Source organism: Demequina subtropica (genome assembly GCF_000971235.1).
Lineage (GTDB): Bacteria > Actinomycetota > Actinomycetes > Actinomycetales > Demequinaceae > Demequina > Demequina subtropica.
Window position 1 is genome coordinate 1 of record NZ_BBMB01000001.1, and the last position, 19,653, is coordinate 19,653.

At 71.9% G+C, this 19,653-nt stretch carries 21 protein-coding genes; 12 read left to right on the plus strand and 9 right to left on the minus strand.

Going from position 1 to position 19,653, the window contains the following annotated elements; translation table 11 throughout:
- Positions 1 to 270: 270 nt before the first annotated feature.
- The 3 genes from AOM06_RS00005 to AOM06_RS14885 all read right to left on the minus strand — a co-directional run bounded on the left by AOM06_RS00005 (position 271) and on the right by AOM06_RS14885 (position 2,593).
- Entirely contained in the window at positions 271 to 1,527 is a 1,257-nt protein-coding gene (locus AOM06_RS00005; protein ID WP_062301012.1) for an arginine deiminase, read from the minus strand.
- Positions 1,528 to 1,781: 254 nt separating this feature from the next.
- Positions 1,782 to 2,261 carry a CotH kinase family protein gene (locus AOM06_RS00010; protein ID WP_062301013.1) on the minus strand — a complete coding sequence of 160 codons (480 nt, stop codon included), beginning with the start codon at positions 2,259 to 2,261 and terminating at the stop codon, positions 1,782 to 1,784.
- A gap of 158 nt (positions 2,262 to 2,419) precedes the next feature.
- Positions 2,420 to 2,593 (minus strand): DUF8730 family Cys-rich protein, encoded by a 174-nt coding sequence (locus tag AOM06_RS14885; RefSeq protein ID WP_169746812.1) that lies wholly within the window; start codon positions 2,591 to 2,593, stop codon positions 2,420 to 2,422.
- Positions 2,594 to 2,716: 123 nt separating this feature from the next.
- On the opposite strand from AOM06_RS14885, the gene AOM06_RS00015 reads away from it, so the two are divergent.
- From AOM06_RS00015 to AOM06_RS00030, 4 genes are read left to right on the plus strand one after another with little or no spacing between them, the layout of a single operon-like run.
- Positions 2,717 to 3,256, plus strand: coding sequence for a GNAT family N-acetyltransferase (locus AOM06_RS00015; protein WP_082105139.1), 540 nt, complete (start codon positions 2,717 to 2,719; stop codon positions 3,254 to 3,256).
- 39 nt (positions 3,257 to 3,295) lie between these two features.
- Positions 3,296 to 3,685 (plus strand): ribonuclease E inhibitor RraB, encoded by a 390-nt coding sequence (locus tag AOM06_RS00020; protein ID WP_062301017.1) that lies wholly within the window; start codon positions 3,296 to 3,298, stop codon positions 3,683 to 3,685.
- Positions 3,685 to 4,200 carry a GNAT family N-acetyltransferase gene (locus AOM06_RS00025; protein WP_062301019.1) on the plus strand — a complete coding sequence of 172 codons (516 nt, stop codon included), beginning with the start codon at positions 3,685 to 3,687 and terminating at the stop codon, positions 4,198 to 4,200. The genes AOM06_RS00020 and AOM06_RS00025 overlap by 1 nt, the downstream gene beginning before the upstream one ends.
- Entirely contained in the window at positions 4,197 to 4,526 is a 330-nt protein-coding gene (locus AOM06_RS00030) for a hypothetical protein (protein WP_062301021.1), read from the plus strand. The genes AOM06_RS00025 and AOM06_RS00030 overlap by 4 nt, the downstream gene beginning before the upstream one ends.
- A gap of 7 nt (positions 4,527 to 4,533) precedes the next feature.
- Here the strand turns inward: AOM06_RS00030 and AOM06_RS00035 are convergent, their stop codons facing one another.
- Both AOM06_RS00035 and AOM06_RS00040 read right to left on the minus strand, forming a co-directional pair.
- Positions 4,534 to 5,955 carry an MFS transporter gene (locus tag AOM06_RS00035; protein ID WP_369401391.1) on the minus strand — a complete coding sequence of 474 codons (1,422 nt, stop codon included), beginning with the start codon at positions 5,953 to 5,955 and terminating at the stop codon, positions 4,534 to 4,536.
- Between the two features lie 278 nt (positions 5,956 to 6,233).
- Positions 6,234 to 6,500 (minus strand): hypothetical protein, encoded by a 267-nt coding sequence (locus AOM06_RS00040; RefSeq protein WP_062301024.1) that lies wholly within the window; start codon positions 6,498 to 6,500, stop codon positions 6,234 to 6,236.
- A gap of 157 nt (positions 6,501 to 6,657) precedes the next feature.
- Here AOM06_RS00040 and AOM06_RS00045 point away from each other — a divergent pair, with 157 nt between their 5' ends.
- Positions 6,658 to 7,281, plus strand: coding sequence for a thymidine kinase (locus AOM06_RS00045; protein WP_062301026.1), 624 nt, complete (start codon positions 6,658 to 6,660; stop codon positions 7,279 to 7,281).
- On the opposite strand, the gene AOM06_RS00050 is transcribed toward AOM06_RS00045, so the two are convergent.
- On the minus strand, positions 7,278 to 8,000 hold the full coding sequence (locus AOM06_RS00050) for a DUF1684 domain-containing protein (RefSeq protein WP_062301028.1): 723 nt from the start codon (positions 7,998 to 8,000) through the stop codon (positions 7,278 to 7,280). The genes AOM06_RS00045 and AOM06_RS00050 overlap by 4 nt on opposite strands.
- Positions 8,001 to 8,086: 86 nt before the next feature.
- On the opposite strand from AOM06_RS00050, the gene AOM06_RS00055 reads away from it, so the two are divergent.
- From AOM06_RS00055 to AOM06_RS00075, 5 genes are read left to right on the plus strand one after another with little or no spacing between them, the layout of a single operon-like run.
- A complete protein-coding gene (locus tag AOM06_RS00055; RefSeq protein ID WP_062301030.1) occupies positions 8,087 to 10,756 on the plus strand; it encodes an ABC transporter substrate-binding protein in 2,670 nt (889 codons plus the stop codon).
- Positions 10,757 to 10,762: 6 nt separating this feature from the next.
- Positions 10,763 to 11,758: an ABC transporter permease gene (locus tag AOM06_RS00060; protein WP_228372793.1), complete on the plus strand. Its 996-nt coding sequence runs from the start codon at positions 10,763 to 10,765 to the stop codon at positions 11,756 to 11,758.
- Positions 11,755 to 12,618, plus strand: a complete 864-nt coding sequence (locus AOM06_RS00065; protein ID WP_062301032.1) for an ABC transporter permease — start codon at positions 11,755 to 11,757, stop codon at positions 12,616 to 12,618. The genes AOM06_RS00060 and AOM06_RS00065 overlap by 4 nt, the downstream gene beginning before the upstream one ends.
- Positions 12,615 to 14,192, plus strand: a complete 1,578-nt coding sequence (locus AOM06_RS00070) for an ATP-binding cassette domain-containing protein (protein WP_062301034.1) — start codon at positions 12,615 to 12,617, stop codon at positions 14,190 to 14,192. Before AOM06_RS00065 ends, AOM06_RS00070 begins: the two co-directional genes overlap by 4 nt.
- 1 nt (position 14,193) lies before the next feature.
- Complete coding sequence (locus tag AOM06_RS00075; RefSeq protein WP_062301036.1) at positions 14,194 to 15,300, plus strand: peptidase C39 family protein; 1,107 nt, start codon at positions 14,194 to 14,196, stop codon at positions 15,298 to 15,300.
- 22 nt (positions 15,301 to 15,322) lie between these two features.
- Here AOM06_RS00075 and AOM06_RS00080 read toward each other — a convergent pair whose 3' ends face one another.
- The 3 genes from AOM06_RS00080 to AOM06_RS00090 all read right to left on the minus strand — a co-directional run bounded on the left by AOM06_RS00080 (position 15,323) and on the right by AOM06_RS00090 (position 16,376).
- On the minus strand, positions 15,323 to 15,562 hold the full coding sequence (locus tag AOM06_RS00080; RefSeq protein WP_062301038.1) for a hypothetical protein: 240 nt from the start codon (positions 15,560 to 15,562) through the stop codon (positions 15,323 to 15,325).
- A gap of 108 nt (positions 15,563 to 15,670) precedes the next feature.
- Entirely contained in the window at positions 15,671 to 16,012 is a 342-nt protein-coding gene (locus AOM06_RS00085; RefSeq protein ID WP_062301040.1) for a hypothetical protein, read from the minus strand.
- 118 nt (positions 16,013 to 16,130) lie between these two features.
- The gene (locus AOM06_RS00090; protein WP_062301043.1) at positions 16,131 to 16,376 is read right to left on the minus strand and encodes a hypothetical protein; all 246 of its coding nucleotides are present in this window, start codon (positions 16,374 to 16,376) and stop codon (positions 16,131 to 16,133) included.
- 177 nt (positions 16,377 to 16,553) lie between these two features.
- On the opposite strand from AOM06_RS00090, the gene AOM06_RS00095 reads away from it, so the two are divergent.
- Together AOM06_RS00095 and AOM06_RS00100 are read left to right on the plus strand one after the other, a co-directional pair.
- Positions 16,554 to 17,582, plus strand: coding sequence for a hypothetical protein (locus tag AOM06_RS00095; protein WP_156163509.1), 1,029 nt, complete (start codon positions 16,554 to 16,556; stop codon positions 17,580 to 17,582).
- A 46-nt stretch (positions 17,583 to 17,628) separates the two neighbouring features.
- The gene (locus tag AOM06_RS00100; RefSeq protein WP_062301048.1) at positions 17,629 to 19,641 is read left to right on the plus strand and encodes an ATP-dependent helicase; all 2,013 of its coding nucleotides are present in this window, start codon (positions 17,629 to 17,631) and stop codon (positions 19,639 to 19,641) included.
- Positions 19,642 to 19,653: the final 12 nt, after the last annotated feature.

A 19,653-nucleotide genomic window follows, 5' to 3' on the forward strand; every position in this document is an offset into this window, starting at 1 on the left:
CGTCCTCGGTCGGGGTGACGGTGACGACGGGCTCGACCGCTGCGGCGTAGGCGGGCAGGGCGATGAGCACGGATGAGAAGAGCAGCGCGAGGAGCGCACCGGCGATGATTCCGGGCGCGCGAAGGCGCGCGTCAGCGACGCGTGAGAGCACGTGGACTCCAGGTGAGAACAGGGCGCCGAGGGCGCGTGGGAACGGCAGGTGAGGCTTGCCTTACCCGCACCCTAGCGGGCGTGACGCGCAAAACGCAACATGAGTGTTGCGTAATAGGTTCAGGCGTCGCGCAACAGCGGCTGGGTCATGCAGTGGGCGCCGCCGCGGCCACGGCCGAGCTCGGCGCCGACGATCTCGAGGACCTCGACGCCCGCGGCGCGCAGCTCCTCGTTCGTGTGGGTGTTGCGGTCGTAGGCCACCACCACGCCCGGCTCGAGCGCGAGCAGGTTGTTGCCCGAGTCCCACTGCTGACGCTCGGATGCGTAGCGGTCGCCGCCCGTCGCGATGACGCGCAGGTCCACGCCGAGCGCCTCGCCGACCACGTCGACGAACGGGCGCTCATCGCGGCGCACGTCGAGCATCGTCGGCGCGGGCGCCTCGCGGATCACATACGTCTCGATCTCGTCGATGATGCCGGGGAAGACCGTGCAGATGTCGCGATCCGCCAGCGTGAAGACCGTGTCGAGGTGCATCGCGGAACGAAGTCGCGGCATCTTCGCGACGATCACCTGCTGAGCGCCCTCGCCCAGGAACAGCTCCATCGCGAGCTGCGTGATCGCCTGCCGGCTCGACCGCTCGGACATGCCCACCAGCACCGTGCCGTTGCCGACGGGCATGACGTCGCCGCCCTCGAGCGTCGCGAGCCCGTTCGGCAGCTCGGGGTCTCCCCACCACACGTTCACCGCGTCGCGGAAGTCCGGGTGGAACGTGTAGACGGCCTTCATCACGAGCGTCTCGGCGTGGCGTGCGGACCAGTACAACGGGTTGAGCGTCACGCCGCCGTAGATCCACGAGGTGGTGTCGCGCGTGAAGAGCGTGTTGGGCAGGGGCGGCAGCAGGTAGTCGCGCATGCCGGACTCCTCGCGCACCAGCTGGATGCCGGGCGGGGAGAAGTCGCGCGGGAGGTCGAGCGTCGAGAGCCCGCCGATGATGTGCCGCGCCAGATCCATCGAGCCGAGGCTGTCGAGGTACGCGCGGATGTCGGTCGCGAGGCCGAGGCCGACCTCGTCCGGGGTGACCTTGCGGTCGAGGAGCCATGCGCGTGCCTCGGGGAGGGCGAGGGTCTCCGCGAGCAGCGTGTGGAGCTCCATGACGTCGACGTCGCGGTCGCGCATGAGCTGGACGAACGCGGCGTGGTCGCGCTCGGCGTTCTCGACCCACATGACGTCGTCGAACAGCAGGTCCTGGCAGTTCGAGGGGGTCAGCCGATGGTGCGCGAGGCCCGGCGCGCACACGAGCACCTTCTGCAGCTTCCCGACCTCCGAGTGGACGCCGTACTCGGGCAGCGTGATGGCCGGTGCGAGATTCTCGCTCATGGAGGGTGGAGCCTTCCTGACGGTTGAATCGAACCTAGCAGGGGGCTGCGCGGCGACTCGGGCGGGGCCGGTCGGACGGCGTTGGCCGGAACTGGTGCGGATCGTGTCGTCTACGCACCGCACGGCTGGTCAGCGGGTGCGGATCGTGTCGAGGCGCCGGGCGAGGTCCGCACGATTCGCACGCGTTGCGGCTAGGGGCGTGTCAGCGGCGACACGATCCGCACGCGTTGTGCGCAGGTAGGCGCAGGCGCGGATCAGGCGGGGTGCGGCTCGCGCATCGGCTCGGGCAGCTCGGCGGCGCGCAGGCGCGCCGTGTGACGCCGCAGCGCCCCGGCAGCGACTCGGGCGTCCGTGTCGGCGGCGCCGGACGCGATGAGCGCGTCCGTGAGGCGCTCGAGCTCCGCGTCCACGAGCGCGGCGAAACCCGGCTGCGTGAGGAACCGCTCGGCCAGCAGCCGCGCGGCGGCGGCGTCACCGAGGCCGTGGCGCGTGCCCACGCTCACGTCGAGCGCCCAGTCCACCACGGCAAGCGATCCGGTCGCGGTGTCGTAGCAGACGTAGGCGTGGTCGCCCGGGTGCGCGACCGCGTCGTAGCTGTCGACGATCTCCTGGAAGGCCAGGTACGTCGCGAAGGCGTCGACATCGAGGGCGCGGGGGAGCCGGGAGGCGAAGGCGGCGTCGTCGCTCGCCTCGAGCAGCTCGTGGAGGTCGGTGGTGAATGTCCGGTTCGTCATGGCTCGATCTCACCAACGGTGGCTGGGAGTCGGCTGAGAGCCTGCCGGGGGATCGCGGGGAGCGCGCGGCACGACGATGGCCCCGCCGGCGTCCGCATGGGACACCGACGGGGCCTCTCCCCGGAGGGCGCGGCCACGAGGGCCGCGTCATGTGCGCGTCAGCGCGAGAAGATGTTGGAGAACATCGAGCCGAACGAGCTGCCCGAGCCACCGCCCTGGTCGCAGGTGCAGCGCTTGTCCTGCGGCACGCCCGCGAGGGCCTGGTCGATGTGCTGGCCGCAGCCGGTCCACGTCGCCTTGCCGCACTGGTTGCAGGTGATTCGAGAGCACATACGGGTTTCTCCTTGAGTCTGAGGATGTTCGCGACCGGGCGAGGGGGGTGCCCGGTCGCTTCGCACACAAGTATGCATACCCCTGGGGGTATATGTCAAGGGGTCGGGTGATACGGTCCCCTTATGCCTGAGAGAGCGCTGACGCCTTCTGTGGAGCGCATCGTCATGGTCGCCCCGGTGGACGCGATCCTGCAAGCCGCACAGCCCTGGCCGCACGTGCGGGCGATGGTGCCCGAGGACATCCCGTGGATCGCAGCGGCGGCCTGGGAGTGCTATCCGCGGCGCACGCCGTTCGACACGTGGGACGGGGTCGTCGAGCTGACGCAGTCCGTCTTCCGCAACGAGGCGGGCGAGTTCATGCCCGTGGCCTCGCCGGTCGCGCTGACCGGCGACGAGTACATCGCGGGCTTCGTCACCACGGTCTTCCGCTGCGTCATCAAGGACGATCTGCCCGACTGCCCGTACATCCTCGACTGCATCGTGCTGCCCGATCATCGGCGCCAGGGCGTGGCGGCCGGCATGCTCGCCGCGACGGCGCGCGCGCTCAAGGCGGTGGGGGAGCGCGAGGTCGCGCTCACGGTCTACGACGACAACGACGCCGCGAAGGCGCTCTACGCGTCGCTCGGCTTCACCGAGTTCCTGCGCAGGTCCGCGTCGTCCTGACGTCGCTGGCCGGGACCCCGCGCGGCTAGCGTTGTCCTCATGGGATTCCTCACTAAGGTGTTCGGCGGGCGCAAGCGCGTGGGTCCGTACGACCTCTGGAGCGACGACGCCGAGCAGCTCGAGGCGATGGCCGCCCGCGGCGCGGACCTCGCCGCCCCGCGCGAGTCGGAGTTCTTCCTCTCCTTCACGTCGGAGCCGCGCGTGCGCGGGGCCGCGGACGAGCTGCGCGCGCTGAGGGTGAGCCACGAGCTGGTCGAGCCGAGCCATGACATCCCTGAGTGGATGCTGTTCGTGCGCGCCTACCGCACCCCGCTCGTGCCGGACTTCCTGCGCGACACCATCGACCTCTGCGAGCGGATCGCCGAGAAGCATGGCGGCGACTACGAGGGCTGGGCGGGGCTGCTCACCGACGAGGAGAAGGGGCTCTAGTGGGCTACGTGCTGCGCCGCTGGACCGATGCGGACCTGCCCGTGCTCGTCGCGGCGAACGTGCCGGAGATGATGGAGCACCTCGCCGGTCCCGAGACGGACGCGCGCATCCGCCGCCGTCACGAGCAGTACATCCGCGGCTGGGACTCCGGCCGCCCCCACATGTTCACGATCCGCAGGGACGATGCGCCGGTCGCGGTGGGCTCGGTGGGCTGGTGGGAGTCCGATTGGGACGGCGAGCCGTGCCTCGAGACGGGGTGGATGGTGGTCCCGGAGCACCAACGGCGCGGAGCGGCGACCGCAGGGGTGCGGCTGCTGATCGACGAGGCCCGCGCGAGCGCCGCGGCTCGCGGGCTCCCGCCGCTGCTGATGGCGTGCCCGAACGTCGACAACGCGGCGTCGAACGCGTTGTGCCGCACGGTGGGCTTCGAGCACCGTGGCACGCTCGAGGACGACTACCGCGGCGTGCCCATGACCCTCAACGTCTGGACGTTCGACCTCACGGAGGACGCATGAACGACACGGTTCCCGAGTACGCGCAGCGCCGGCTCGGCCAGCGCGGATGGCGTCTCAAGCGGTCGTGGTGGGTGCTGGTGCCGCTGCTGACCTTCGGGATCCTGTGCTGGGCGGGATACCTCTGGGCCGGGGTCAAGACCCAGAAGCGGAAGTACTACATCTCCGGGGCCGTGTGGTTCGCGATCTCGCTGCTCATCCCGTTGCTGCCCGAGAGCATGGGCACGTTCGTGCCGATCATCGCGGTGACGTGCATCTTCGTGCCGACGATGCAGGCGATCGTCATGAACCAGCAGTACCTGGTGGAGCGGGCCGTCCGCGACCTGTAGCGAGGGCTCAGGCGGACGCGCCGTGGTCCCGGGCGAACGCGTCGTTCCTGATGCCCGCCCATGAGATCGCCCCGGCGACCAGCATGAACGCCCCGGTCACCACGGTGGCGCGGTGGAAGCCGTCCAGGTCGAGCGTGCCGCCCACGATGGTGCCGATGAGCGCCACCGCGACGAGCCCCGCGATGCGCGCGACCGCGTTGTTGACCGCGCTCGCGATTCCCGAGCGCTCGGAGTCGATCGCGCCCAGGATCGCCGAGGTCAGCGGCGCGACCATGAGGGTGAGCCCCACGCCGAACACGACGATGCCCGGAAGGGCCTGCGTCCAGTAGTCGAACTCGGCCGAGATGGCGACGAGCATGAACGAGCCGATGCCCATGATCACCGGGCCCACCGTCATGAAGATGCGGGGGCCGAACCTGGCGCCGAGCGCCCCCACGCGAGAGCTGAACAGGATCATCAGCACGGTGATGGGCAGCTCGGAAAGTCCTGCCGCGGTGGCGGACAGCCCGGCGCCCTGCTGCAGGTACACGCTCACGATGAAGCCGTTGAGCGCGAGCGCACCGTACGCGAACCACGTGGTCAGGTTGCCCCACGCGAAGTTGCGCGCACGGAACAGGCCGAGGGGGAGCATCGGATCGGGGATCCGCGCCTGCCGCAGGACGAACGCGGCGAGGGCGACGAGCCCGCCGAGCCCCGCGGCGACGATGCGTGCATCGGACCATCCGAGGTGCGGCTGCTCCACGAGCGCGTAGACGGCCGCGCCCAGGCCGACCGCGCAGAGCAGCGCCCCTGCGTAGTCGACCTTCGCGCTCTCGCGCCGCACGTCGTGGATATCCAGGCGCGCGATGAGCACGAGGGTCGCGGCGATCGGCACGACGTTGATCGCGAACGCCCAGCGCCACGAGGCGTAGTCGGTGAGCAGCCCGCCCAGGACGGGGCCTGCGACGAACGCGCCCGTGGTCGCGCCGGTCCACGTGCCGATCGCCTTCGCCTGCGCGGGGCCGCGGAACGTGCTCATGATGAGCGCGAGGCTGCTGGGCACCAGGAGGGCTCCGGCGACGCCCTGGAGCAGCCGCGCCCCGATGAGGAAGGTCCCCGTGGGCGCGAGCGCGATCGCGAGCGAGGTCGCCCCGAAGCCGACGAGCCCGATGGTGAGCACGCGCAACCGGCCGAAGAGATCCGACAGGCTGCCCGCGACCAGGATCAGGGCGCCCAGCGTGATGAGGTACGCGTCCACCACCCACTGCTGGAGCGCGACGCCGCCGCCGAGGTCCCGCTCGATCGCCGGCAGCGCCACCGTGACGATGCTGCCGTCGAGGAACGCGACGAAGCTGCCGAGGATCGCGATCCAGAGCACCATGACCTGGGTGCTTGTCGCCGACGCGGGTCCGGGGGTGGAAGGGCCGGGCGAGTCCGGGGATGCGGCCATGCGGCCAGGCTACGTCGGGGTGCCGGTGCCCGGGTGCTCGCACCTTTCCTGCATGAAGGGCGGCCGTGCGGAGGTGAGGTGTGGTGTGCGGTGCTCGCACCTTTCCTGCGCGAAGGGTCGGGTCCGTGGTCGGGAAGACCCCGCGCGCTCGTGCAGGAAAGGTGCGAGGAGCACGACACGAACCCCATCATGCTGCGCCGACACGCCGTCCGAGGTTCGTGCCGAGGTGGATCAGGAAGGCATGCGCCGATGCGCGGTCAGGTCGATGCCATCCGTGCTCAGGGACGCGGGGCGGTGAGCGGCGCGCCGACGCCGATCACCCCGGTGCTGCACCACTCGCCGGCGTGCTCGGGGCACATGAGGCCCACGTTCTCGGTGTCGCCCGAGCGGTCGTGGAGCAGGTAGAGCGCGTTCGCGGGCACAGCCTCCGTGCCGGGCGGGCAGTACGAGCACTGAGCGGTCGCCCGCTCCACGCCCGCGAGCGCGAGCAGGTCGGCGTAGTTGTCGAGGGTGAGGCCGGCGTGGTCAGCGCGGTCGTCGATCATTCGTGGTTCCCAGTCCTGTACGTCGTTGTCAGCGGGCACCCGACACCGTAGCGGACCCGGGCCGGCGCGAGAGGGTCCTTGGTCCCTTGGCCTCGACCGTGGCGCGCGCGGCGCTATCGTTCTCCGGTAGTCGGACCGGCCCAAGGGATGGATGCGAATGGCGAAGCTGTACTTCCGGTACGGGGCGATGAACTCGTCCAAGACCGCGCTGCTCCTCACGGCCGCCTACAACTACGAGGAGCGCGATCAGCACCCCGTCCTGGTGAAGCCCGGAGTCGACACCAAGGCCGGTGCGTCGGTCTCGTCCCGTATCGGGGTGGACCGCAAGGTCGACGTGGTGCTGGAGTCCGATGTATCGCTCATCGCGGCGCTCGAGGCGAACCGCCCGCTCGACCAGGTCGACGCGGTCTTCATCGACGAGGCCCAGTTCCTCACGCCCGCCCAGGTGGACGAGGCCTTCGAGGTCGCCGTCCGCCATGGCGTCCCGGTGCTCTGCTACGGGCTGCGCGGGGACTTCATGACGCGCTCCTTCCCGGGCTCGCTGCGCCTGCTCGAGATCGCGCACTCGATCGAGGAGCTCAAGACCATCTGCCGCTGCGGGTCGAAGGCGATCTTCAACGCGCGCATCGTCGACGGCGTCTTCGTGCGCCACGGCGACCAGGTCGCGATCGACGGCCAGCAGGCCGACTACGAGTCCCTGTGCGGGCGCTGCTACCTCGAGAAGGTGGGCCCCGTGCAGGGCGCCGGCTCGCCCCAGACGGACCCGCCGCACCTGTTCTAGAGCGAGTCCGCGTCCCGCGGCACGATGCGGCGCTCGCCCGCGCGCACGGCCACCGGCCAGCGGTTGCCGGGAGGCGGCGTCACGCACACGAAGTGCGGGGAGAACCTGCTCGGCGGGAGGTAGGCGCGGTTGAGGTCGACCGTGACGGAGCCGTCCGCGCGAGGCCCGTCGAGGCGGATCATGCGGAAGTTGTAGGGCTCGGTCTCCGCGGTCGCGTCCGAGAACGCGCCGAAGAGCTCGTCGCCGTCGCGGTGGACCAGCAGCTCGAGAGCCGCGCCGGCGACCTCGAACGCGACCACTCCGTCGTAGATCGTGGTCGAGCGGTGGCCGTCCACCGCGAGCGTCGGCGTGGGTGCGGACGGCACGGCCGTGAAGCGCCCCACGATGCGCGCGCCGGGATCCCACGCGAAGCGCTCGATCGCGCCGAGCCCCGCGCGGGCGGCGCGGGACGGGTCGAGCAGGCGGACCGCGAGCGCGCCCTCGCGCGCGAACGCCCGCAGCACCACGGGGCCGTGCGAGTGCTCCGTCCCGGGCGCCAGGCGCACCTCCTCGCCGTCGATCAGCCCCACCGCGACGCCGTCGTGGGCGCGCCACTCGCCGGGGACCGCCGGACACTCCGTGGGAGCGGGGGAGAGCCAGAAGGTCGTCGCGAGCGAGGCGAGGCCGTGAGGCCCGAAGGCCGCCGCGTCGTGGGTGGCGATCCATGCGGCGTCGGTCATGCGCCCATGGTGTCAGGTCACGAAGCCTTACCGAAATGAAACATCACCGAAACCCATGGAGGACGCGTCATCGATAGCGTCTGCCTATGGACGGAGCGCGCAGCACCGAGATCGACGCCCTGACACGGGCGATCGACCTCCATTCGCTGCGCATCCTGGTCGCCATCGACGAGCACGGCTCCATCTCCGCCGCGGCGCGCTCGCTCGGGTACAGCCAGCCGACCATCACGCAGCACGTGCAGCGGCTCGAAGAACGGCTCGGCGCCGCGCTCGTGGCCAGGACGGCGCGCGCGGCGCGCCTCACCCCCGTGGGGGCTCTCCTCGCGCGTCACGCACCGCGCATCGACGCGAGCCTCACCGCGGCCGCCGCCGACCTCGCGCACGCGCTCGGCCGCCGCGGCGGGCAGGTCCGCCTGGTGGCGGTCCCCGACCAGGTCGGGTCCGTCCTCGCGCCCGCGGCGGGGCGGCTCGCCACGCTCCAGCCGCATCTGGACATCGTGGTGCTCGAGGCGCCCGACGCCGAGTCGGCGCTCGACATGGTGAGGGGCGGGCGCGCCGATGTCGCCGTCGCGCCCATGCCGCTCGACACCCGTACCGGCGCGCGGCCCGCGGCGCTCCGCACGTCGTTCCTGTTCGCGGAGGACGTCGTCGCTCTCACCGGCTCCGACGTCGCCGCACCCGAGGGTCGCGTGGCGCCCGCATCGCTCGCCGAGCTCGCGTGGATCGGCGGCCCCGGCACGTGCTCGGACGCCGTGGCCGCGCGCATCGGACGCCGGGCGGGGGCGCGAGACATCGCGGTCGGCAGGGCCGATGCGGCCGTCGCGCTCGCGGCGCAGGGCCTCGGGGTGGCGTTCGTGGTGGAGTCGGCGCTGCAGGGCGTCGACCTGCCGGGCTCGGTGCGCGCGCTCGGTCTCGCGCCCGCGCTGCGTCGCCGCACGATCGCCGCCATCCTTCCCGAGGCCGCCCGCATCGACGGCGTCGCCTCCGCGCTGCGCGTGCTCGCCGCGCATCGCCCCTCACCCGTCGGCGTCGAGGCCATCCTCGACGCCCGCCGTCGCAGCGCCGCCCACCGGGCCCGCTTCACGCCCCTGGGCGGCGTCGGCACGCTCCCTAACCAGGCAGAGGAGATCACCACCATGGCACTCACGTCAGGCACCGTCGCCCGCACGGCGGCGGTCACCGCCGCGGGAGCGTTGGCACTGGCCGGATGCACCGCATCGTCCGACCCGGAGCCCACGTCCAGCGCGCCCGTCGCCGTCGGCGTCGACACCGGCGAGGAGATCGACTCGATCACCGTCGCGCTGCCGGGGTCGCTCTCGAGCCTCTACGTGGGCTCGGAGTCCGGCATCCTCAACTACTACGTCGCCTCGGTCGCGCAGGAGGGCCTGGTCGCGGTCGACTCGACCGGCGCCCTCCAGCCCGCGCTCGCCGAGAGCTGGGAGCAGACCGACGACGTCACGTACGTCTACGAGCTGCGCGAGGACGCGATGTTCCAGGACGGCACCCCGGTGACCGCCGAGGACGTGGTGTTCTCGCTCGACATGGCGCGTGACGAGACGGCCTCGCCGGGCCTCGCGTACTACATGACCAACATCGACACGGTCGAGGCGACGGGCGACTCCGAGGTGACCATCACGCTCGCGCAGCCCGACGCTGCGTTCGCCGGCAACATGAGCACCGCGGGCGCGGCATTCATCACGTCGAAGGCGTTCTGGGAGGAGCACGGCGGCGACGTGGGCACCTCCGAGTCGCTCCTGCTGGGCACCGGCCCGTACCAGGTCACCGAGTTCGTGCCCGACTCGCACGTGACGTTCGAGCGCGTCGACACGTGGTGGGGCGACCAGCCCACGGTCAAGGAGATCCGCATCGACTTCGTCTCCGACGAGTCGACCCGCCTCCTCGCCGCGCAGTCGGGCGACGTCGACATCGCGTTCAACGTCCCGTTCGCGCAGGCCGAGCAGTGGGAGTCGCTGTCCGACATGCGCGTCGAGTACGTCAACGACCTCTCGTACGTGGGCCTGTACTTCAACACCGGTGTCGCGCCGTTCGACGACGCGAAGGTGCGCGAGGCGATCGCCCACTCGGTCAACCGCGACGCGTACGTCTCGACGCTGCTCAAGGGTCACGGCGAGGCCGCGACCGCGATCATGACGCCCGAGTCGCTCGGCGCGGTCTACAGCCCCGACGAGGCGCGCGAGATCCTCGCGGGCATCCCGCAGTGGGACTACGACCTCGAGGCCGCGAAGGCCGCGCTCGCCGCATCGTCCGTGCCCGACGGCTTCGAGGCGGAGCTGCTGACCCCGAACACCGGCCCCCAGCTCGGCACCGCGGCGCAGGCGCTCGCGCAGGACCTCGCGGAGGTCGGCATCACGCTCAACGTGCGCGAGGTGCCCATCGAGGAGTGGCTCGCGAGCCTCGACCCGTCCTCCGAGTACGGCATCAACTACATGTGGTACTTCTCGACGCTCGCCGACCCGGCCGAGATCCCGTCGTACCTCATCGGCCTCGACAACCCCGCGCAGTACGACAACCAGGAGGTCCTCGACCTGCTGACCGAGATCGGCGCGGAGAAGGACAAGGCCGCGCGCATCGACCTGCTGGTTGAGGCGGAGACGCTCCAGGCGGAGGACGTCATCAACGTGCCGCTGTGGTGGGGCCAGTCCGCGACGGCGTTCGCGAACGATCTGGGCCTCGAGGACTACAGCCCGTTCACGTTCGTCTCGACGTGGCCGGCCCAGCTGTACCGGGCGGGCTGACCCTTCGTGTCGACCGCTGACACCCGCGCACGCGCGTCGCGGCTGCGGCCTCTGGGCCGCATGCTCGCGGCGCGCGTGCTCGGCGTGCTCGGGGTGCTGTTCGTCCTGTCGATCATCGTGTTCGCGATGATGTACCTGGCCCCGGGCGACATCGTGAAGAACCTGCTGGGCAACCGGCCCGCGAACCCAGACGTGGTCGCCGCGGTGCGCGAGCAGTACCGCCTGGACGACCCCGTGGTGGTCCAGTACCTCACGTGGCTCAAGGGGTTCGTCACCGGCGATTTCGGGGAGTCGATCCGGCTGCAGGTCCCGGTCGCACAGGCGATCGGCGACCGGATCGCGATCACCGCGGCGCTGTGCGGGCTGGCCTTCCTCGTCTCGGTGATCGTCGCGGTGCCGCTGGGCGTGCGCTCGGCGGTCAAGGCCGGCGGATGGGTCGACCGCGCGGGCAACGCGCTCTCGATCCTGGGTCTCAGCGCGCCGACGTTCGCGATCGGGCTCGTGCTGCTCTACCTGTTCGCCTACTACGTGCCGATCTTCCCGGTGTACGGCGGCGGCGACGGCGGGCTCGACACGCTTCGCCACCTGGTGCTGCCCGCGGTCACGCTCGCGCTCGGGCTGGGCGCGATCATCGTCAAGCTCACCCGCACCGCGATGCTGCGTGAGCTCGAGTCCGACTACGTGACCTTCGCGCGCTCGCGCGGCCTGGGGGAGCGCATGGTCCGCCGCATCGCGCTGCGCAACGCCGCGATCCCCATCGTCACCGGCGCCTCCCTGGTGCTGACCTTCCTGGTGGGCGGGACCGTGCTCGCCGAGACCACGTACGCGCTGCCGGGCATCGGCACGCTGCTTCAGGACTCGGTGCTGTTCAAGGACATCGCGGTGGTGCAGTCGCTCACGCTGCTGGTCGCCGTGGTCATCGCGGTGATCGCGCTGCTCGCGGACCTCGCGTACCTGCTGCTCGACCCGCGCGTGAGCCGCACCTTGGGGGCGCGCGCATGAGCGACATCCGCATCATCGGTGCCGCGCCCGCCACGCGCCGGCGCCGCCGCGTGCCCGTCGGCGTCGCGATCGCCCTGGGCGTCCTGGCGCTCGTGGTGCTCGCCGCAGCCTTCGGCAACCTCCTCTTTGACGAGGCGATGCGTCAGGACGTGCTGTCCTCGACGCTCCCGCCCGGGAGCCCCGCGCATCCCTTCGGCACCGACGAGCTGGGACGCGACGTGCTCCAGATGGCCGTCGCGGGCACCGCATCGGCCCTGGTCGGTCCCGTGGTGGTCGCGATCGGCTCCATGCTGCTGGGCGTGATCCTCGGCACCCTCGCGGGCTACGAGAAGGGCTGGCTCGACACGCTCATCGGCCGCTGGACCGACCTGCTGCTCGCGGTGCCCGTGCTGCTCGCGGCGATCGTCGTGTCGGGCGTCATGGGTGGTGGCTACTGGGTGACCGTCGCGCTGCTGGTGGTGCTGTTCTCGCCCTCCGACATCCGCATCGTCCGCGCGGGGGTGCTCGAGCAGTCCGCGCGGCCCTACATCGAGGCGGCCCAGATGCTGTCCCTGTCGCGCTGGCGCGTGATGTTCCGGCACATCCTGCCCAACGTCACGTCGCTCGTGGTGACGAACATGATGCTCAACGTCGCCTTCGCGCTCGTCGCGTTCTCCTCGCTGTCCTTCCTGGGCGTGGGCGTCGCGCCGGGCACCGCCGACTGGGGCCGCCAGCTCACGGACGGCCGCGCGATCATGTTCCAGAACCCGGCCGCCGTGTTCCTGCCCGCGCTGCTCATCGTGGTGGTCGCGGTGTGCGTGAACCTCGTGGGCGACTGGATCGGGCAGCGCCTTTCCCAGGTGGGGGAGGAGGTCCGATGACGGTCCTGTTGGAGGGCCTCACGGTCATCGGCCCCGCCGGGACGATGGTCGAGCCCGTCTCCGCCGAGATCGCGCCCGGAGCGACGCTCGCGTTGATCGGCGAGTCCGGCTCGGGCAAGACGCTCACCGCCAAGTCCATCGTGGGACTGCTGCCGCGCGGCTTCCGCGCGACCGGGTCCGTCACCGTCGCGGGGCAGGCGCTCCCGGTCGAGCGGCCGGGGGACGATGCGGCGTGGCGTCGCGCGCGGGGGCGCTCCGTGTCGCTGCTGCTCCAGGATCCCTTCACGTCGCTCACGCCGGTGCACCGGTGCGGCGACCAGATCGCGTGGACCGTCGAGGCGGCGCAGGGGCACCGGCTCCCGCGGGGTGCGCGTCGGGCCGCGGTCGAGGAGCGGCTCGCCGAGGTCAACCTGCCGGCGCGCGTCGCGGACGCCTTCCCGCACGAGCTCTCGGGCGGCATGCGGCAGAGGGTGGCGATCGCTGCGGCGCTGGCCTCCGATCCGCAGCTGCTCATCGCGGACGAGCCGACCACCGCCCTCGATGCCTCGAATCAGGCCGAGATCCTCGACCTGCTGCGACGCATCCAGCTCGAGCGGCGGCTGTCCGTCATCCTCATCTCGCACGACCTGGGCGTGGTGCGAGGCCGCACCGACCAGGTGCTCGTGATGCGCGGCGGCCAGGTGGTCGAGCGCGGCGCGACCGCGGCGGTGCTCGCGGCTCCCGAGCATCCGTACACGCGGGCGCTCATCGAGGCCGACCCCGTGGTCGCGGCACGCTCGGGCGCGCGCATCGCCGCCGAGGAGGCCGCCCCGTCCGAGGTCGAGCCGTTGCTGGTGTGCGAGGGCGTGACCAAGGCCTTCGGCGTGCGGACCGTGCTCGACCAGGTGGACCTCGCCGTCGCGCCGGGCGCCATCGTGGGCATTGTGGGCGAGTCCGGGTCCGGGAAGTCCACCCTGGCCCGCTGCATCGCCGGCCTCGAGCGCGAGGACGCGGGCAGCATCGTCCTCGCGGGCTCGGCGCTCGCACCAGGGCGAGGCTCGCGCACGCCCGACCAGATGCAGATCGTCTTCCAGGACCCGTACTCGTCGCTCAACCCGATGATGAGCATCGGCGCGATCCTCAGCGAGGCGCTCGGGGTGGCCGGGAGGGCATCGTCCGAGGTGCCCGGCCTGCTCGAGATGGTCGGGCTGCCCGCGGAGTTCGCGCGCAAGCGTCCCGCCGAGCTGTCCGGCGGGCAGCGTCAGCGCGTCGCGATCGCGCGCGCCCTGGCGCCGGAGCCGCGGCTGCTCATCTGCGACGAGTCGGTCTCCGCGCTCGACGTGTCCGTGCAGGCGGACATCCTCGCGCTGCTCGCGCGGCTGCGCGAGGAGATCGGGATCGCGATCCTGTTCATCTCGCACGACCTCGCGGTGGTGCGGATGATCGCCGACTCCGTGACGGTGATGTGGGACGGCCGCGTGGTCGAGTCCGGGCCGTGCCACGAGGTGCTCGAGCAGCCCGCCCACGAGTACACGCGGCTGCTGGTCGCGGCCGCGACGCGGGAGAACGCCGTGCCGGTCGAAGGGAAGGACTGACGTGTCGGGATTCGGGACGCCTCCGGCGGGGGTCACCCCTCGCGTCTTCGAGGAGTGGGGCGAGGAGCTCGCCGCCGCACTCGGCCCCGAGCGGGCCGCATGGTGGAGCCTGCCGCGCTCTCCCTACCGTCCGGCGCTGGCCGTGCGCCGTGGCGAGGGAGGCAAGCCGATCGCCGCGCTGCTGACGAGCGGCCGTCCCGCGACGGCGGCGGTCAAGGTGGTCGACCTGTGGTGGGAGGACTCGGACGCCGGCCTCGCGGGCGCCGCGTCCTTGGTGGACGCGCTCCTCGAGGCGCGGGCGGCGGCCGGCGACGCCGCCGTGAAGTGGGAGGTCGCTCCGGGCGCCACGCTCCCGGACCTCGCGGTGGCGCGGGGGTTCGTGCCGATGCGGACGCCGTGGGGCGCGAAGGGGACCGAGCGCTTCGCGGGGCATGTGCGCTGGCTGGTCGAGGTGCCGCACGCGGAGCTCGGCTACTACGCACAGACCACGCTGTACACATGCGGCGCCGTCGCGGGCCTCATGGCGGTCGAGGCGGCGGGGGTGTCCGGGTTCGCGGGTGCCGCGGCGGACGACCGCGACCGCGAGATCGGCTTCTGGCGCGAGGCCACCAACCACCCGGCGTGCGAGCCGGTCGGGTTGGCGGTGCGGCTGCGGGAGGAGATCGCCGTCCCCGTGGGCGGCGGCGCCCCGGTCGCCGTGGCGCTCGACCACGAGGCGCCGGTGCTGCTCGAGGACTACGAGGGCTTCGAGCACGACTACCGCGCGGAGCTCCAGGAGCATTCCGCGCGGCGGGCCGCGCTGCTCGGGGTGCCGGTCGCCCGCGAGCGCCTGTCGATGGCCGAGCTCGAGGCGCGGCTCAACGACGGCTGGGTCGCGCTGCTGCTGGTCGACGAGGAGCCGATGCACGGCGTGACGGGTGCGCATTGGATCGTCGCGCACGCGGCCCGCGACGGGATGTTCGTGCTCGAGGACCCGTGGGTGGAGGACGCTGCGGGGGAGTCGTGGGTCGACACCCATGACATGCCCGTGGCCGCGAGCGACCTCGACCGCATGGTGCGGTGGGGGCCGGAGGGCTACCGCGGCATCGTGCTGCTGCGCCGGGCGTGATCCGGGCGCGCGCCGCGCTTCGTCAGCTCCCGGCGGGGTGCCAGCCGGAGCGCTGCCATTCCGCGGCGTGGTGTGCGCACAAGAGCTCGGGGGACCGGAGCGAGGTGTCGGTGCGGTCGTGCAGCACCCACAGGGCGTCCGTGCGCACGGGGTGCGAGTCGGGGCCGCACGCGCTGCAGTGCGCGGTCGCGCGGACGATGTCCGCGAGCGCGAGCACGTCCGCATAGTTGTCGAGGCTGAGGTGCGCGATCGTGTCGGTCATACGAGCCCCCCGGTTCGTTGATTCGTCCCTTTCCCTTTGAAGTTAGCCACAGCGTCGGCGTGGCATCAGGGGCGTTGGTCCCGCCCCTGGGTGTCGGGGGCGGCGGCGCTACTCGCAGTTCTGGCACGCCCCGGTGAGCGGCATCTGCATGAAGCACGTGGGGCAGATCTTCTGCTCGGGTGCCTCGACCGCGCGGCGTCCGGCGCGCTTGGCCGGCTTCGTATCGGCTCCCAGGCCCGCGAGGTGGTCCTCGCAGTAGAGGCGGCTCGAGCCCTTGGCGCTGCCCACCTGCCGGTACTTGATGAGGGTGAGGCGAGCGGGCGGGAGGGGATCGGACTCCAGGCCGCACAGCGTGCAGTGGGCGTGTGCGCGATCGGTGCCGGCGCGCGCGAGGAGGTCCGCGTAGTTATGCGGGGTGTCGAAGTCGATGAGGTCGCGGACGTCGGTCATGGACGCTCCACAGGTCGTGCCGCCGAGCCGAGGGGTGCTCGCCCTCAGGGTAGGTCGCGGTGCCCGTGGCACGCGAGGGCAGGGGCAGCCCGCGGCGTGGCGCGCTCAGGCGCGCCGCTCAGGACGCGAGGGCCACGTGACCGTGACCGGACCAGTCGGCGGCGTGGCGGATGCACAGCAGCGAGGCGCCGCTGAACTCGTCGCTCGCCGCATCGTGGCCGAGCCACAGGGCCTCGGGGCGCAGCGGAGCGCTGTCGGGACCGCATGCCGAGCACACCGCGGTGTCGCGGACGATGCCCGCGAGGGCGAGCAGGTCCGCGTAGTTGTCGAGGCTCGGGCGGGGTCGGGGGACGGTCTCTATCACGGGGTGTCACAACCCAAGCAGGGATCCGGCTATTCCCATGGCTTGGCAAAGCCCGGGCGCGAGCGGTGCTGACGCGCCCGCGTCGTGCCTGCTTCGAGCGGGCTGAAGGCTCCGCTAGGGTCGGGCCACACGCCGCGCATGGACGCGCGACGACACGGCGCATCTGAGGGGGATGTCATGAGCTCGCAGTACTGGGAACCCGCGTTCAAGCCGCCGCACGACGGTCCGGCCGGGCCGCCCCCGGCCCCCGCATCGTCCCCGGGTGCTCAGGGCGGGACGATGCCGGCTGCACCTCCCGCACCGCAGGCGCCTGCGCCTGCCTCGCCGTCCGCCCGCACGGTGCAGCCGGGACCGCGCCAGACGGGCGCGACCGACGCGGGGCTCGCTCGAACGGCGCTGCTGGGCGGCGCCGTCGCCGTGGGGGTGATCGGCGTGTGGTCCCTGGGCTTGCGCATCGTGGGCGGGTTCGCGGACGCGGGTGATGCGACCGAGTACTTCCAGGCGCTGTTCTGGATCGGGCTGGTGGGCCTCGTGGTCTTCGCGATCGGCGCGCTGCGCCTCGCGGGCCGGATCGACTCGCGTCGCACGTGGTCGGTGATCGAGGACGCGCAGGCGCGCGGTGGCCAGGCGCACCTGGGCGCGCTCGCACGCAACGCGGTGATGCTCGGCGTCACCGGCATCACGCTCATGCTCCTCGCGGGCGTGATCCGCCCGCTGGCCGATGCGTTCGGAGCGTGGGTCTACGCGGGCGGGACGAGCGAGGCGTACGGCTGGTCCGACACCACCGCGACCGTGGCGGCGCTTGTGGGCATCGTGGGCCTGGTGCTGGCTCTCATCGGAGGCTTCGCGATCGCGCACGTGATGACAGGAGTGGCCGTGCAGCGCCCCCGTGGGGGAGAGGCGGGCGCCCCGGGGCGCCGTCCACTCGCTCAGGGCGCGGTCTCGTCCGCCGCGCGGCCCATCGTGCCCGGCATCATCCTGGCGATCGTCGGCTCGGTGGTCGCGGGCGTGGCGGTCAACGGGATCTACGACGAGCTCGCCAACCCGACGCCGTACTCCGATCCCGACATGGCCGGGTACGGGGTGGCGGTCCTGCTCGGCGGGATCGCGAGCCTGGTGGGCTACGTGTTCCTCGCGGTGGGCTGGTACCGCCTCGCGCACAACGTCGACACGGTCGCGCGTCAGGTGGGCGTGTCGGTCAGGTAGCCGCGCATCGTCCGCGGTGTCGGTGCGCGCTCCTAGACTCGTGCCCATGGCTGAGGCGGGTGTCGACGGGGTCCTGGGGCATCTGAACCCCGCGCAGCGCGAGGCGGTGCTGACCGGCGCGAGCCACAACCTCATCCTCGCGGGTGCGGGGACGGGCAAGACCACCACGATCGTCGCGCGCATCCGACACCTGCTGCGGCAGGGCGTGCCGCCCGAGCGGATCCTCGCGATCACGTTCACGCGGCGCGCCGCGGCGGAGATCCGCTCGCGCGTCCAGGGGGACCTGGCCGGAGCATCGTCCTCCGTGGCCGCCATGACCTTCCACGGCTGGGCCATGCGCGAGGTGCGCGGGGCGCCGGACGTGTTCGGCTACGAGGGCTGGAGCGTGCTCGACGCCGAGGACCAGCTGCAGGTGATGCGCGGCGTGCTCGGGCGCGGGAAGCGGGTCGAGGGGCTCAAGGCCGCGCAGATCGTGGACCTGCTGTCCTTCGCGCACAACACCCGGCGCACGCTCGCGGCGGCCATCCAGGCCAAGCTGCCGGACCTCGATGTCGACCCGAAGGCCATCGGCGCCGCGGTGCGCGCCTACGAGCAGCGCAAGACCGAGCGCAAGTACCTCACCTACGACGACATCCTGAGGGTGTTCGCCGCGAGGCTCGCGGACGATGCGGTGGCGGCGTGGGTGGGATCGCACTACGACGAGATCCTCATCGACGAAATGCAGGACACGAACCCGCTCCAGTGGCAGATCATCGACCCGCTGGTGCCGCACACGCGGTTCTACTGCGTGGGCGACGACGCCCAGTCGATCTACGGCTTCCGCGGGGCGGACTTCGCGTCCATCCACTCCTTCTCGGACCGCGTGCCGGGCGCGCGCGTGCTCAAGCTCGAGGACAACTACCGGTCCACGCAGGAGATCCTCGACCTGTCGAACTGGCTGCTCGCGGAATCCCCGCTCGGATACGACAAGAAGCTTCGTGCCGTCCGGGGCAAGGGTGCCAAGCCGGAGCTGCACTCGTTCGAGACGCCGCAGGACGAGGCCGGGTTCATCGCCGCGGAGATGATGCGTGCTCACCGTGACGAGCTCCCGTGGGCCACCCACCTGGTGCTGGTGCGCACCAACTGGTCGGGGCGCGCGATCGAGGCGCGGCTGGTGGAGAACGACATCCCCTACGTGTTCTTCGGGGGAGTGAAGCTGCTCGAGAGCGCGCATGTGCGCGACGTGCTGTCGGCGCTGCGCGTGGTCGCCAACCCCGACGACGAGGTCGCGTGGATGCGCCTGCTGACCCTGGTGCCCCGCGTGGGCGACGTCACCGCCGCGCGGGCCTTCGACTCGTTCCTGACGGCGCGCGGCGACGGCGCCTCGGCGCGCGAGGCGCGCGGGCTCGCGCTCGCGGGGATGCCCTCGTGGCTCAAGGCCGGCCTCGACGCGATCGAGGAGGCGGCCGCGCGCGTGGACGATGCGGTGGGCCGGGCCGCGGCGATGCTGCAGCCGGTGCTCGCCCACAAGTACCGCAACGAGAACTGGGACGCGCGGGCGCGGGACCTGGTGCACGTCGAGCGGCTCGCGGCGTCGCGCGCGAACATCCTCGAGTTCCTCGAGGAGTACATCCTCGCGCCGGTGTTCACCTCCGAGCTCGAGCCTGAGTCGCAGCAGGACCACGTCATCGTCTCGACCGTGCACTCGGCCAAGGGGCTCGAGCGCGACTGGGCGTTCTGTGCGGGCATCTCGGCGGGCTCGTACCCCTCGGCGCGGTCGCTCGGCGACGTCGACGAGCTCGAGGAGGAGCGTCGCGTGCTTTACGTCGCGCTCACGCGGGCACGGGACCGGCTGGTGATGACCCGCACGGTCGCGCACACGCCCGTGCGGGCGTGGGTGGGCTCCGGGGGAGCGGCCGCGGGCTTCGTCGAGGATGCGTACTTCTTCAACACGCTTCCCGAGCGGCTGGTCGAGGAGGTACCGCACGTGGTCGCACGGCCCGCCCGACCGGCGCCCCCGCCGGGGCTGTCCGCGCCCGCCGAGGTGGACCTGTCGATCGATCTCGGGGACCTCGACTAGAGGTTCCGGTCA

Excerpts from the sequence above, each read along its gene's own strand:
- AOM06_RS00005 (WP_062301012.1), bottom strand. The coding sequence starts at position 1,527 with ATGAGCGAGAATCTCGCACCGGCCATCACGCTGCCCGAGTACGGCGTC.
- AOM06_RS00010 (WP_062301013.1), bottom strand. The coding sequence starts at position 2,261 with ATGACGAACCGGACATTCACCACCGACCTCCACGAGCTGCTCGAGGCG.
- AOM06_RS14885 (WP_169746812.1), bottom strand. The coding sequence starts at position 2,593 with ATGTGCTCTCGAATCACCTGCAACCAGTGCGGCAAGGCGACGTGGACC.
- AOM06_RS00015 (WP_082105139.1), top strand. The coding sequence starts at position 2,717 with ATGCCTGAGAGAGCGCTGACGCCTTCTGTGGAGCGCATCGTCATGGTC.
- AOM06_RS00020 (WP_062301017.1), top strand. The coding sequence starts at position 3,296 with ATGGGATTCCTCACTAAGGTGTTCGGCGGGCGCAAGCGCGTGGGTCCG.
- AOM06_RS00030 (WP_062301021.1), top strand. The coding sequence starts at position 4,197 with ATGAACGACACGGTTCCCGAGTACGCGCAGCGCCGGCTCGGCCAGCGC.
- AOM06_RS00035 (WP_369401391.1), bottom strand. The coding sequence starts at position 5,955 with ATGGCCGCATCCCCGGACTCGCCCGGCCCTTCCACCCCCGGACCCGCG.
- AOM06_RS00040 (WP_062301024.1), bottom strand. The coding sequence starts at position 6,500 with ATGATCGACGACCGCGCTGACCACGCCGGCCTCACCCTCGACAACTAC.
- AOM06_RS00045 (WP_062301026.1), top strand. The coding sequence starts at position 6,658 with ATGGCGAAGCTGTACTTCCGGTACGGGGCGATGAACTCGTCCAAGACC.
- AOM06_RS00050 (WP_062301028.1), bottom strand. The coding sequence starts at position 8,000 with ATGACCGACGCCGCATGGATCGCCACCCACGACGCGGCGGCCTTCGGG.
- AOM06_RS00055 (WP_062301030.1), top strand. The coding sequence starts at position 8,087 with ATGGACGGAGCGCGCAGCACCGAGATCGACGCCCTGACACGGGCGATC.
- AOM06_RS00065 (WP_062301032.1), top strand. The coding sequence starts at position 11,755 with ATGAGCGACATCCGCATCATCGGTGCCGCGCCCGCCACGCGCCGGCGC.
- AOM06_RS00070 (WP_062301034.1), top strand. The coding sequence starts at position 12,615 with ATGACGGTCCTGTTGGAGGGCCTCACGGTCATCGGCCCCGCCGGGACG.
- AOM06_RS00080 (WP_062301038.1), bottom strand. The coding sequence starts at position 15,562 with ATGACCGACACGATCGCGCACCTCAGCCTCGACAACTATGCGGACGTG.
- AOM06_RS00085 (WP_062301040.1), bottom strand. The coding sequence starts at position 16,012 with ATGACCGACGTCCGCGACCTCATCGACTTCGACACCCCGCATAACTAC.
- AOM06_RS00095 (WP_156163509.1), top strand. The coding sequence starts at position 16,554 with ATGAGCTCGCAGTACTGGGAACCCGCGTTCAAGCCGCCGCACGACGGT.
- AOM06_RS00100 (WP_062301048.1), top strand. The coding sequence starts at position 17,629 with ATGGCTGAGGCGGGTGTCGACGGGGTCCTGGGGCATCTGAACCCCGCG.